The 13,057-nt window shown below is 64.5% G+C and carries 13 protein-coding genes; 12 read left to right on the top strand and 1 reads right to left on the bottom strand.

Annotation, left to right across the window (positions count from 1 at the left end):
- The first annotated feature begins 33 nt into the window (after nucleotides 1-33).
- Nucleotides 34-696, top strand: coding sequence for a helix-turn-helix domain-containing protein (locus MLB1_RS15790; RefSeq protein WP_180750750.1), 663 nt, complete (start codon nucleotides 34-36; stop codon nucleotides 694-696).
- On the opposite strand, the gene MLB1_RS15795 is transcribed toward MLB1_RS15790, so the two are convergent.
- Nucleotides 693-2,261 (bottom strand): substrate-binding domain-containing protein, encoded by a 1,569-nt coding sequence (locus tag MLB1_RS15795; protein WP_255485988.1) that lies wholly within the window; start codon nucleotides 2,259-2,261, stop codon nucleotides 693-695. The two genes, MLB1_RS15790 and MLB1_RS15795, sit on opposite strands and share 4 nt — an antisense overlap.
- 617 nt (nucleotides 2,262-2,878) lie before the next feature.
- Here MLB1_RS15795 and ftsH point away from each other — a divergent pair.
- The 11 genes from ftsH (at nucleotide 2,879) to MLB1_RS15850 (ending at nucleotide 13,045) form a co-directional block, all read left to right on the top strand.
- Nucleotides 2,879-5,158 (top strand): ATP-dependent zinc metalloprotease FtsH, encoded by a 2,280-nt coding sequence (gene ftsH, locus MLB1_RS15800; protein ID WP_180750752.1) that lies wholly within the window; start codon nucleotides 2,879-2,881, stop codon nucleotides 5,156-5,158.
- A gap of 1 nt (nucleotide 5,159) precedes the next feature.
- The gene (gene folE / locus MLB1_RS15805; protein WP_180750753.1) at nucleotides 5,160-5,774 is read left to right on the top strand and encodes a GTP cyclohydrolase I FolE; all 615 of its coding nucleotides are present in this window, start codon (nucleotides 5,160-5,162) and stop codon (nucleotides 5,772-5,774) included.
- A gap of 7 nt (nucleotides 5,775-5,781) precedes the next feature.
- Nucleotides 5,782-6,819: a dihydropteroate synthase gene (gene folP, locus MLB1_RS15810; RefSeq protein WP_180750754.1), complete on the top strand. Its 1,038-nt coding sequence runs from the start codon at nucleotides 5,782-5,784 to the stop codon at nucleotides 6,817-6,819.
- Nucleotides 6,816-7,202, top strand: a complete 387-nt coding sequence (gene folB / locus MLB1_RS15815) for a dihydroneopterin aldolase (RefSeq protein ID WP_180750755.1) — start codon at nucleotides 6,816-6,818, stop codon at nucleotides 7,200-7,202. The genes folP and folB overlap by 4 nt, the downstream gene beginning before the upstream one ends.
- Nucleotides 7,199-7,732, top strand: coding sequence for a 2-amino-4-hydroxy-6-hydroxymethyldihydropteridine diphosphokinase (gene folK, locus MLB1_RS15820; RefSeq protein WP_180750756.1), 534 nt, complete (start codon nucleotides 7,199-7,201; stop codon nucleotides 7,730-7,732). The genes folB and folK overlap by 4 nt, the downstream gene beginning before the upstream one ends.
- Nucleotides 7,732-8,199, top strand: coding sequence for a DUF3180 domain-containing protein (locus MLB1_RS15825; protein WP_180750757.1), 468 nt, complete (start codon nucleotides 7,732-7,734; stop codon nucleotides 8,197-8,199). Before folK ends, MLB1_RS15825 begins: the two co-directional genes overlap by 1 nt.
- 70 nt (nucleotides 8,200-8,269) lie before the next feature.
- Nucleotides 8,270-9,751: a DUF6779 domain-containing protein gene (locus MLB1_RS15830; protein WP_180750758.1), complete on the top strand. Its 1,482-nt coding sequence runs from the start codon at nucleotides 8,270-8,272 to the stop codon at nucleotides 9,749-9,751.
- 155 nt (nucleotides 9,752-9,906) lie between these two features.
- Nucleotides 9,907-10,863, top strand: coding sequence for a DUF2520 domain-containing protein (locus MLB1_RS15835; RefSeq protein WP_180750759.1), 957 nt, complete (start codon nucleotides 9,907-9,909; stop codon nucleotides 10,861-10,863).
- Nucleotides 10,860-11,792, top strand: a complete 933-nt coding sequence (gene panC / locus MLB1_RS15840) for a pantoate--beta-alanine ligase (protein WP_180750760.1) — start codon at nucleotides 10,860-10,862, stop codon at nucleotides 11,790-11,792. Before MLB1_RS15835 ends, panC begins: the two co-directional genes overlap by 4 nt.
- A 12-nt stretch (nucleotides 11,793-11,804) precedes the next feature.
- Complete coding sequence (panD, locus tag MLB1_RS15845) at nucleotides 11,805-12,227, top strand: aspartate 1-decarboxylase (protein ID WP_180750761.1); 423 nt, start codon at nucleotides 11,805-11,807, stop codon at nucleotides 12,225-12,227.
- 2 nt (nucleotides 12,228-12,229) lie between these two features.
- Nucleotides 12,230-13,045, top strand: coding sequence for a type III pantothenate kinase (locus tag MLB1_RS15850; protein ID WP_180750762.1), 816 nt, complete (start codon nucleotides 12,230-12,232; stop codon nucleotides 13,043-13,045).
- Nucleotides 13,046-13,057 lie beyond the last annotated feature (12 nt).

The following is a 13,057-nucleotide window of genomic DNA, read 5'->3' on the forward strand; positions in this document are numbered from 1 at the left end:
GTGTCAATATATGGTGTCAGGAGGCTGCGGTCGATGGCTCGCACGAGTGCAGGCGAGAGCAAGGCTCCCCGGGGCCGCGGTAGGCCTCCAGGTGGCGGAAACACCGCACAGCAGGCGCAAGCTCAGCTTCTTGATGCCGCAGAGCGGCTGTTCATCGAGCGTGGGTACGGCGCATCCACGATGGACGCCATCGCGCGGGACGCGGGATATAGCCGGGCTGTCATCTACCGACACTTCCGAAATCGTGACGAACTCATGGATGCGCTTGTGGTGCGAGCGACCATGAATGAGATCGCCAAGATGATCGGCCGGCTCATCGTCTTGAATGACCTCGCCGAGATCATCCCCGAGTCAATGGTGATCGTTTCGGTAGAAGTTGGCGCCAACCCCCTGCTGCGGGTGCTCGCGGACCGCGACGATCGCGGCACTGTCGCATCGCTGATTGTCAACGCCCCGAACCTCATTGACCTGTTGACGTCGATGTATGCGGGGGTTTTCAGCACTCGCATGTCGGAGGTGCGTCAGGGCGTGCGACCCGAGGACGCGGCGCGCTATGTGCTGTCCGTCGCGCTGTCGTTGTTGCTTGGATTGATCCCGGGTACCGATAACCCCGAGCAGGTTCGGCGCTATGTCAGGGTTTTCGTGTTGCCAACCCTGCTCGCGAACCCGCCTGAGCCCGAGGCCGTCTTCGTTTAGCGTGCGGCGGTCCGAGCCCTGATGAGGTCGGTAACGATATTGGGGATCTCGTCGGCGCTGCGTGCCACTCGGCTGGCACCACCGGGGGTGGATTCCGAAATCTGTTTGAGGACATCGGCATCCGCGTCCTCGGTGATACCGAGCGTGATGAGCACGACGGGCCGTGCCGGGTCCTGTTCCTTCTTCAATGTGGCGAGCAGCCGATCCAGCGAGATACCGTTCGGATCCTCATTCGTGCCGTCGGTGATGATCACGACGCTGTTGATGGCGTGGGGGTTGTACGTGGACTGGACCTTCCGGAATGCCGCGAGAGTGGTGTCATACAAACCGGTTCCACCACCCACGAGGGAATCCAGACCCCGGCCGTCATCGAGGAGGAGCTGGCGTTGGGGCCTGTCGCCCACCTTCTCGCTGAGAGGTCGGATGGGCTGCAGTTCTCGCCAGTCCTGGCCCGGCCCACCCTTGTCGATCGAGAACACCCACAACCCGATCTGCGCGTTCTCGGGGAATAGCGGAAGTCCGTTGTCGATCGCCTGGCTCAACAGCGCGACACGCGTCACCGGCCCTGCGGGCGCCCGCATCGAGCCTGACACGTCGAGTACGGCAAGCATCCGGGAAGGTAAGGCCAGCACCGCATATCGGCGCATTGCCGTGTCGAATGCCGTCAGGTCGTTGACGGTGAGCGTCTCCACCGTGCCCACGCCCTTGCCGTCTAGCGGCGTGAAGTCGGGCCCCCGGAATCCGGCGCCCGCCAAGGCATTTGCACCGTTGCTGCCGGAGAGACGCTCTGCGAGGGCCTCCCCGGAGTGCTTGGCCTTGGCGTGTTGATCGTTAGCGGATTCGGTGACCGCAATTGGATAGTTCAGGGTTGGGGTGCCGGTCGCGGGTACGACGGCGACGAGTTTCGCGTCCGGGTGTTTGGCGTTGTAGTCGACCAGCTGTTGCTCGGTCGACACCGCCAGGCCGCCGGCCTTGGCGACCTCTCCCAGACGTTCCTCGGCGCTGCTCTGTCTGGTGTTGGTCAGCTGCGCCTGCGCGATGGGAACGAGCGCCGCGGTGATCGCGTTGGGATCGCTCTTTCCCTGTTCGGCCTCGGCGAGGGCGCCCAGCACGGGACCGGCCGCGACGGTGTCATCGAGCGGATTGCCGACCCGGAGGCCGGGCTGTTTCAGCACGCTCAGCCACGAATCAAACGTCGGGGCCTCTCCTTGCTTGGCCGCCACCACGACAGGGGTTCTGGCCACTGATTGGCTTGCCGAATCCAGTGGGGACCCGGTGGTCCGCAGCTGCTTCACGAGCCAGATCGACGAATCGGGGAGCCACAATGCGGGCGCACCGCTGGGCTTGCCGATCGTCGCGGCCGTCGCTGCTGAGGCCTTCGCGTCCACGATGAGTTTTGCGCAGCCGAGTTCCTTCGCGCTCGCGTCGTCAACCACTGTCGATATGACGGGTGCGATGGCAGGGTCAGCGGTGACGGTGAAGGTATTGATATCGCCGCACCGGTCGGACAGCGTCTTATAGGCGAATACCCCGAGCCCGCTCAGCAGGATGGCGATCACCGCCAGCGCAATCCACTTCGGCAGACTCGATCTACCCGAGCGTTGTCTCTTGCGATTGCGTTCACTGTGGCGACCAGACATGACTGGACCTCTTCGTTCTAGGCCGCACGCAGACCTGGTGCCCGCGTTCGTGAGGCTCGGGCGATAGTACCGTGAACAAGATCACGACTTGCATGCCTGACCAGGCAATTGACGGTCATCGAGGGGATTATGCGATCGCTGGTGGGGTTGGTGCTGTGTGGGTTGTTAGCTGGGTGTTCCCTAGCTTTCGGTCCTTCGAATTGAACCGAGAGAGACGTCGAGACGATTCTGCGGAATTCGAGGTTCACGGCGCGCTTCCAGAAGGTGAGGGATCCGTCGGCGATGGCATTCATCGCCGGACCGCCGATGCCCGGTGCAATGACGTCGCGATCACTCAGGACATTCAGGTCACCCGACGAGGTCTACCTGCATATTGTTCTTTTCAACACCTAGCGCCGGCGACACCCGCGGTTTCGCCGAGCGCGCAATGCGGGCTGGGCAAGTGAAAACGCAGGTGAGGTAGCCTGAGGGTTCATCGTGTACCTCTATAACTTCCCCCATGACTACGGAAGGAACGGGCCGCTGACAGCGGCCGACGCTGTATGAACCGGACAAACGTGTTTCGCACCCTGGGCGTCATCGTTGTGGTGCTGCTGTTGGGGTGGTCGTTCTTCTACTTCGGCGACGACACCCGCGGTTACAAGCCCGTGGACACCACGGTCGCGATCAAGCAGATCGACACCGACAACGTCAAGAGCGCCCGCATCGACGACCGCGAGCAGCAGCTACGGCTGGACCTCAAGTCTGCGAACGGCGATACCGAAGGTAAAGACAAGGTCATCACTAAGTACCCCACCGGGTACGGAGTGCCGCTGCTGGAGAAGCTGAACGGCAAGGGTGCGACCGTCAACACCACGGTGAACCAGGGCAGCATCCTGGGCTCGCTACTGCTGTACCTGTTGCCTGTCCTCCTGCTGGTGGTGCTGTTCTTCGCGTTCAGCCGCATGCAGTCCGGTGGCCGGGGCATGGGCTTCGGCTTCGGTAAATCGCGCGCCAAGCAGCTCACCAAGGACATGCCCAAGACCACCTTCGCGGATGTTGCAGGTGTGGACGAGGCCGTCGAAGAGCTCTACGAAATCAAGGATTTCCTGCAGAACCCGTCCCGGTATCAGGCGCTCGGCGCGAAGATCCCGCGCGGTGTGCTGCTCTATGGACCGCCCGGTACGGGTAAGACCTTGCTGGCCCGCGCGGTCGCCGGTGAGGCCGGAGTGCCGTTCTTTACCATCTCCGGTTCGGATTTCGTGGAAATGTTTGTGGGCGTGGGCGCTTCGCGGGTGCGTGATTTGTTCGAGCAGGCCAAACAGAACAGCCCCTGCATCATCTTCGTCGACGAGATCGACGCCGTTGGACGTCAGCGTGGTGCCGGTCTGGGCGGCGGGCACGACGAGCGCGAGCAGACCCTCAACCAGCTGCTGGTGGAGATGGACGGCTTCGGCGAGCGACAGGGCGTCATTCTCATCGCGGCCACCAACCGCCCCGACATCCTGGATCCGGCGCTGCTGCGTCCGGGCCGCTTCGATCGGCAAATACCGGTGTCCAGCCCGGATCTAGCTGGCCGAAAGGCCGTGCTCAGGGTTCATTCGGCTGGGAAACCCTTCGGTCCCGACGTCGACTTCGACGGACTGGCCAAGCGCACCGTGGGCATGTCCGGAGCCGACCTCGCCAATGTCATCAACGAGTCGGCGCTGCTGACCGCGCGCGAGAACGGCACCGTGATTACCGCTGCTGCACTTGAGGAATCGGTCGACCGGGCGGTCGGAGGACCGCGCCGGAAGGGCCGCATCATCAGCGAGCACGAGAAGAAGATCACCGCCTATCACGAGGCCGGGCACACCCTGGCGGCGTGGGCGATGCCCGATATCGAACGCGTCTACAAGGTCACTATCCTGGCCCGCGGCCGCACCGGCGGGCATGCCATCGCAGTTCCGGAGGAAGACAAGGGATTACGCACGCGCTCGGAGATGATCGCGCAGCTGGTCTTCGCGATGGGTGGCCGCGCAGCCGAGGAGCTGGTGTTCCGCGAGCCCACCACCGGGGCGTCATCCGATATCGAGCAGGCCACCAAGATCGCGCGGGCCATGGTCACCGAGTACGGCATGAGCGCAAAGCTCGGCGCCGTGCGGTACGGCACCGAACACGGGGACCCCTTCCTGGGCCGCACCATGGGAACTCAGGCCGATTACTCGCATGAGGTAGCCCGCGATATCGATGACGAGGTCCGCAATCTCATCGAGGCGGCGCACACCGAGGCATGGGCCATCCTCACCGAGCACCGCGATGTGCTGGACACGTTGGCCGGTGAACTGCTGGAGAAGGAAACCGTGGTCCGCAAGGAGCTCGAGGAGATCTTCAAGGATGTCCCGCGCCGCCCGCGCCTGACCATGTTCGACGACTTCGGCGGCCGCATCCCCTCCGATAAGCCCCCCATCAAGACCCCGGGTGAGCTCGCTATCGAACGCGGTGAACCCTGGCCGCCGCCGGTTCCCGAGCCGGCGTTCAAGAAGGCCATCGCCGAGCAAGCGGGCGCAGCCACACCCGCCAACGGGATGCAGCCGGTGCCCACCGGTTGGAATGGCCCCGTACCCAACGGGCCTGTACCCAATGGTCAAGGTGGGCAACAGGTTCCCCCCGGCACCAACTATGGTGCGCCCGCCGGCTGGTATGCGCCTGGTTGGCCGCCGCAGGGACAGGCCACGCACCCGCAACCGGGGTATCCACCGCACCCGCCTACCCCGCAACCGGGCCAGCAGCCGTATCCGGTGCCGACTCCGCATCAGCAGCCAGGTCCGGCTCCGGACGAGGGCAGCGAGAGCAAGAGCTGACATGAACTCGTCCGAGACGACCGAGCACAACGGTCAGCCGACCAGTCACGTCTTCGACCAGGCCCGCGCCGAGGCGGCAGTGCGTGAACTGCTGTTGGCGGTCGGTGAAGACCCGGACCGGAATGGGCTTGTGGACACCCCGGCCCGGGTGGCGCGCGCCTATAAGGAGATATTCGCCGGGCTGTACAGCGATCCGGACACGGTGCTGAACACCACCTTCGACGAACAGCACGATGAGCTGGTGCTGGTGAAATCGATACCGATGTATTCGACATGTGAACATCACCTGGTGTCCTTCCATGGTGTTGCGCACGTCGGATACATCCCCGGTCAGACTGGTCGCGTCACGGGACTGTCGAAAATCGCTCGTCTGGTTGACCTTTACGCAAAACGGCCGCAGGTGCAGGAGCGGTTGACGGCGCAGATCGCTGACGCATTGGTCCGCAAGCTGGAGCCGCGCGGAGTGATCGTGGTGGTGGAGGCCGAACATCTGTGCATGGCAATGCGCGGCGTACGCAAACCCGGAGCGACAACCACCACCTCTGCCGTGCGCGGCCAGTTCAAGACCGACGCTGCCTCACGGGCCGAGGTTCTCGACCTGATGATGAGGACATGACCGGGACGTGACGGATACCCCCGCGCTAACCCACATCCTGGGAGTCGTCAACGTCACCGACGACTCCTTCTCTGACGGTGGCAAATTCGTCAGGCAGTCGGACGCGGTGGCGCACGGCCTGGCGCTTGCCTCCGCCGGTGCTGACATCATCGATGTCGGGGGCCAGTCGACCCGGCCGGGCGCGACACCCATCAGGCAGAAAATCGAACTGCAACGGGTTATCCCGGTGATCAAAGAGCTTGCCAGCCACGGGATCAACATCAGCGTGGACACCATGCGTGCGGAGGTCGCCGCTGCCGCGGTGGAGGCCGGCGCCAACATGGTCAACGATGTCTCGGGCGGTCGCGCCGATCCGGCGATGGCCCCGTTAATGGCGGACCTGGGTCTCCCCTGGATCCTGATGCACTGGCGTTCAAAGGATTTCATCCACACGCCCACCACTCGGAACTATCGTGATGTCGTCGCCGACGTGTCGCGCGAGCTCATGGAGTCGGTGGAAGTCGCGCTCAAGGCCGGTGTCTCGCACGAGCGGCTCATTCTCGATCCCGGCCTCGGTTTCGCCAAGACCGCGCACCACAATTGGCTCTTGCTCCAAGCGATCCCGGATCTCCAGGAGCTCGGATTCCCGATTCTCATCGGTGCTTCCCGGAAACGATTCCTGGGCTCCCTGCTCACCGATCTCAAAGGGGTGGAGCGACCGGCCGACGGGCGCGAAATCGCTACCGCCGTCATCACCGCACTCGGTGCGCTGCACGAGGTGTGGGGTGTGCGCGTGCACGATGTCACGGCATCCATGGATGCGCTGAAAGTGGTGCGCGCCTGGGAGACCGGCGGGGTCGAGACCATGGAAGAGGACGGGGAAGAGGGTCGGGGAGGCCCGCAGGACCAGCCGCCCGAGCAAGAAGCTGCACCTGCCGTCGAGGCCTCACCAGACGAGGTGACCACCGAGGTGACCGTCCGGACTGTGCGGACCCAACCCAAGACCGCGTCCGGTAAGTGGCGTCGTGAGGTTGCACAGCGTGGCACCAAAGGTGTCAACAAATGACCGATCGCATCGAGCTCCGTGGCCTGAAAGTCTTTGGATACCATGGAGTTTTCGAACATGAGCGTCGTGATGGCCAGGAATTCTCGGTGGACATCACGGTGTGGCTGGATCTTGATACCGCCGCGGCGACGGATCAGCTGACCGACACCTTCGACTATGGAGAACTTGCTCAGCGTGCCGCCGCGATCGTGTCGGGTCCGCCGCGCAATCTCATCGAATCGGTCGCGGGTGCCATTGCCGATGACGTGATGACCGACGCCAGGGTTCATGCCGTAGAAGCGGTCGTTCATAAACCCAACGCACCAATTCCGTTGACCTTCAGCGATGTGGCGGTGGTGGCCCGCCGTTCCCGGCGATCGCGTTCCGGGGGATCGTCCCAGTGACACGCGCGGTGCTGTCCATCGGATCCAATCTCGGGGACAGGCTCGCGCATCTGCAATCGGTCGTCGACGCGCTGGGCACGGATGTGGTGGGGGTATCGCCTGTCTACCAGACCGCCCCGTGGGGACCGGTTCCACAGGCAGACTTCCTCAATGCCGTCGTCGTCGCCGAGGGGGGTGAGCCCCGGGAGTGGTTGGCAGTGGCGCATCGCCTGGAGCAGTCTGCCGAACGGATGCGTGCGGAGCGCTGGGGGCCAAGGACTCTCGATGTCGATGTGATCAGCTGCAGGCAGGGCGTCGACCTTGAATTCTCTGTCGAGATCCTTTCCGATGATGCGGATCTCACACTGCCGCATCCCCGTGCGTATCAGCGCGCCTTTGTACTGGTGCCGTGGCTGGCGATCGAACCGGACGCGGTGCTGACCGTCGACGGACAGGTTCGCCCGGTGGCCGACTTGCTGGCCAGACTCGAACCGGTCGAACGCGATGGTGTGCGACGGACGGATGACGCGCTGACCGGGCCGGTGTCGTAGTGGGGCCCACCCGAATCCGTGATCTGTTGATCGCGGGCGCCGTCACCGTGGTCCTCGGCTACTTCTTTGTCTTGGCGGCCTACGGATCCTTGCCGCCGATTCCCTTACTCGCCGGTGTCTCGCTACTTGCACTGGCGATCGTCGAGGGTGGGTGGGCGTTCTACATCCGCAACAAGGTCAACGACGGCGAGATAGGGGCGGGCGTCGGGCGTTTGCCGGCGCTCGCGGTGGCGCGTTCGGTGGTGGTCGCGAAGGCCTCGGCGTGGCTCGGCACGCTCATGGCCGGATGGTGGATGGCGATGCTCATCTACGTCCTGCCGCGGCGCGCACAGTTGGCGGCCGCTGTGGCGGACACCTTTGGCGTGGTGATCGCGACCGGATGCGCGTTGGCGCTCGTGGTCGCGGGGCTATGGCTTCAGCATTGCTGTAAGTCGCCGCCCGACCCACCCGCGACCGCCGCCCGATAGCACCTACGCATGTCGAATCGCCGAATCGAGGTCGGCCAGCACACTGCGCTGTCCGGGTACAGTCACCTCCATGACGATTCCCACCCGCGCGGCGAAGCCACGGCGTGGCAGCCGCCGCCCCGGGTGGGCGTTGCTGACCGCGTTGCTGGTGCTGGCGATCGGGTCCGGGATAGCGCTGGTTTTCACGGATAAGGCCATCTATCTACGTGTCGGTTTGTTGCTGGCGCTGTGGGCCGCGGTCATAGCGTCATTCGCCGCGCTGACCTACCGGAGGCAAAGCGATGCCGATCAGGCGAAGGTGCACGATCAGAAACTCGTCTACGACTTGCAGCTGGAACGGGAGATTTCGGCGCGACGGGAGTACGAGCTGACCGTCGAGAGCAGATTGCGTCAGCAGCTGGCAGGGGAGATCGAGGCGCAGGCCGCTGACGAGATCGCGACGCTGCGCGCCGAACTCGGTGCGCTGCGCACCAACCTGGAGATTCTCTTCAACACCGACCTGAGTGACCGGCCCGCGATCGAGCACGATCCGATTCGTGCACTGGGGCCCTGGCCCGGCGCGGAACCGAAGCCCGGACCGGGCACAAGCGCATCGGCGGCGGCTGCCGCGTTCACGCATTCCGTCCGCGAGCCGGAGCCGCAGCGCACACCCGAGTACCAAGATGTGACTGCCGTCGAGGAGGACACACGTACCTCGGAGTATCCGATCATCGATGTCGTCGAAGACCCTCATCACGTGGATGGGGACGAGGCCCCTCCGACGCCGCCGTATCCGGCGCCTCCGTACTACGGAGCCGCGCAACCTCACGAGCCTGAGCCGTATCAGCAACCGGTTTCGTCCGGAACTCATTGGCGTCCACAACCCGAACCGCAGGTGGCGCAGCCCCCGATACCGGAGCGCGAGCCCGTGGACCCGGCCGCCGTGGAATCCGCACAACCAGCGTATTGGGCTGCCAGGCAAGAGGATTGGGATGCCGCGGCCGACGGTGAAGACTGGGATCCGGTGCCGCAGCCGATGGCGCCGCCGGAGCAGCCGGCCGCCCAACCCGCATGGAACGCGCCTCCTCCCGATTGGACACCTCCACCTCCACCTCCGAGCACCTGGGCCCCGGCACCCGCCGAGGGCCAATGGCTTCCTCCCGGAACCAGCGGAAGCAATTGGGCCTCCAACGAATCTGCGCCGCCGGCACCCACAGGCCCCTACCCGGCTGAACCAGCCCCAGGACGCCACTCCGGAATACCGTCTCGGCATCAGGCACCGGCCGCGGCCGAAACCGGTGGCGGTGGGCACTGGGCACCCGAACCGTCCTACCCGCCCCCGCCCCCGCCGCCATCAGCGCCGGAACAGCCGAGCCATCCGGAGAGCTCGGGTGGCCACCGCGCCCCGGAACCCGAGGAATCGCGCGGTCGACGGCGGGCTCCTGAGCCAGAGGAATCTGAGGAAACTCAGGGTCGGCGTCGGGTCGAGGAAACGGGCGGCTTCTCGGTCGCCGATCTGCTCGGGCGTCTTCAGGGCGACTCCGGCGGTGGCCGCCGTCGGCGCGAGGACTGACTTCAGCCGATTTCGTCACTGTGCGTGAAAGTGAGCAATCTAACGGCCCAGGCCCCTGCCGATAGCGCAGCGACCGGATTATTCTGCTGAATGACCGTCCGGTACCTGCAGGGCAGGACTGGAACGTTTCTATTCTGCGAGGTGTCTCGTTCAGCATGTCTGAGGCTTTCAATGTGGACGGCCAAGCCGATGGGGCACTAGACGGCCTGCGGCCTGCCCGTCTTGCCGTCGGCATTATTTCCGCCGGCCGAGTTGGTACCGCGATGGGCGTCGCCCTGGAGACAGTGGGTCACGTCGTCGTCGCCTGCAGCGCGGTGTCCGACGCGTCGCGACGGCGTGCCGAGAAACGTTTGCCGGAAAGTCAGGTACTGCCCGCCCAAGAGGTGGCCCCACGTGCAGAGCTCTTGATACTCGCGGTACCGGATCACGAGCTGGCGGACCTGGTCTCGGGTCTTGCCGCCACCGGTTCGGTGCGGCCCGGCACCATCGTTGTACACACCTCCGGCGCCAACGGCATCGCAGTCCTGGGGCCGCTGACCGCTCTCGGATGCATTCCGCTGGCAATCCATCCGGCCATGACATTCGTCGGCGGAGACGAGGACGTTGAACGACTTCCCAACTGCTGCTTTGGAATTACTGCGGCCGATGAGACGGGTTACGCCATCGGTACGGCGCTGGTGCTGGAAATCGGTGGCGAACCGGTGCGGGTACGCGAGGATGCCCGCACCCTGTATCACGCAGCTCTGGCGCACGGAAGCAACCATGTGGTGACGCTGGTTCTGGATGCGATCGAGGCGCTGCGTTCGGCGCTCTGGGGACAGGAATTGTTGGGGCAGGAGACAATTGGCGAAGCACCGGGCGGACTGCCGGAGCGGGTGCTGGCGCCGCTGGTGCGCGCCGCCGTCACCAACGCGCTGGATCGTGGGCAGGCAGCGCTGACAGGTCCGGTGGCGCGGGGAGACGGCGCCGCCGTCGGCCGCCATCTCGACGCGCTCGCCGAGGCGGATCCTGCACTCGCGGAGGCATATCGTGCCGACGCCCGCCGTACCGCGCAGCGCGCGCATGCCCCTCAATCGGTTTTTGCGGCTTTGGAAAAGGATTCACGGAGATGACGAGTTTGTATGGGCCTAAGGGCCCGAAGGGCTACCTGCGTGGAGAGCTCACGGTTCACCAGGATCCCGACACGATGTACGACGTGTCGAAAGCATTGCGGCACACCGGCCGGCGAATCATGCTGGTCCCGACTATGGGCGCCTTGCATGAGGGCCACTTGACGCTTGTTCAGCACGCCCGGAAGGTGCCGGGTGCGGTGGTCGTGGTGTCGATTTTCGTCAATCCCTTGCAGTTTGGACCGGGCGAGGACCTTGACGCCTATCCGCGCACACTGGACTCGGATGTCGAGAAGTTGCGTGACGAGGGTGTGGAGCTGGTGTTCGCACCGACTGTGGAAACGATGTTCCCCAACGGTCAGCGCACCACCATTCAACCCGGACCTCTCGGTATGGATCTTGAGGGTGCCTCACGTCCAACGCATTTCGCCGGAATGCTGACGGTGGTGCATAAGCTGCTGCAGATCGTGGCGCCCGATCAGGCGTACTTCGGGGAGAAGGATTACCAGCAGCTGGTGCTCATCCGGCAGATGGTCGCCGATCTGAACCTCAAGACCCGCGTCGTTCCGGTGCCGATTGTCCGCGAGGCGGATGGGTTGGCGATGTCCTCGCGGAATGTCTACCTGAGCGACGAGCATCGCGAACAGGCCGGAGCATTATCTGCTGCCTTGCTCGCCGGAATCTATTCGGCCTCAGCGGGTTCGGAAGCGGCCCTGGACGCCGCCCGCGGGGTGCTCGATGAGGTACCGGCAATACAGGTGGATTACCTGGAGGTGCGGGGCGCCGATCTCGGCCCCGCCCCCGCTCATGGACCCGGCCGCATGTTGGTGGCGGCCAAGCTGGGGAGCACCCGGCTGCTGGACAACGTTCCCGTCGAAATCGGCCCGTCCCAGCCGGCCGACCCTGATCACGAACTACCCTGGCGAAATTGACTGGAGGACCTGATGTTCCGCACGATGATGAAGTCAAAGATCCATCGCGCCACCGTGACACACGCCGATCTGCACTACGTCGGTTCCGTCACCATCGACCCCGATCTCATGGAGGCCGCGGACCTGCTGGAGGGTGAGCAGGTCACCATCGTCGACATTGACAATGGTGCCCGGTTGGAGACCTACGCGATCACGGGCACGCGAGGCAGTGGGGTCGTCGGAATTAATGGTGCTGCAGCACATCTGGTACACCCGGGGGACCTAGTGATCATCATCGCCTACGGTGTGATGAGCGACGAGGAGGCCCGTGCTTTCACGCCGCGGGTGGTATTCGTGGACTCGGACAACAAGCAGGTTGACCTGGGCGAGCACTCCGGCGACCCTGCCTACGTGCCCGAGAACTTCGGCCTGGTGTCACCGCGCGGTTTGGTGTAGCCGTGCTGCTGGCAATCGATGTACGCAACACCCATACCGTGCTCGGGCTGGTCGCCGGCGCGGGTGATCACGCCAAGGTTGTTCAGCACTGGCGGATTCGTACGGAAACGGAGATCACCGCCGACGAGCTGGCACTCACCATTGACGGACTGATCGGCGACGAGAGCGAGGCGCTGACCGGGGTGGCGGCGCTTTCCACCGTGCCGTCTGTGCTGCATGAAATGCGGGGGATGTTCGACCAGTATTGGTCGAAGGTGCCGCAGGTTCTCATCGAGCCGGGAGTGCGCACCGGCCTCCCGCTTCTGGTCGACAATCCCAAGGAGGTTGGCGCCGACCGGATCGTCAATTGCCTTGCTGCGCATCACAAATTTGGTTCGGCATGCATCGTGGTGGACTTCGGATCCTCGATCTGCGTCGATGTGGTGTCGGCGAAGGGCGAGTTCTTGGGGGGTGCGATCGCCCCGGGTGTGCAGGTGTCTTCCGATGCCGCCGCCGCCCGCAGCGCCGCCTTGCGGCGTGTGGAGCTGACCCGGCCGCGTTCAGTCGTCGGCAAGAACACGGTTGAGTGCATGCAATCGGGAGCGGTTTTCGGGTTCGCCGGGCTGGTGGATGGGCTGGTGGAACGGGTACGTCGTGATATCGAGGGCTTCGGCGGCGCAGGCGTCACGGTGCTGGCGACGGGCCACACCGCGCCGTTGATCCTTCCCGAGACCCACACCGTGGACCGTTACGAGGAGCACCTCACACTCGACGGCTTGCGGCTGGTGTACGAGCGTAACCGGGCTGACCAGCGCGGCAAGGCTCGTGCGGCTAGGTAGATAACGAATCGT

It is taken from the genome of Mycobacteroides sp. LB1, from assembly GCF_013449725.1.
Taxonomy (GTDB): Bacteria; Actinomycetota; Actinomycetes; order Mycobacteriales; family Mycobacteriaceae; genus Mycobacterium.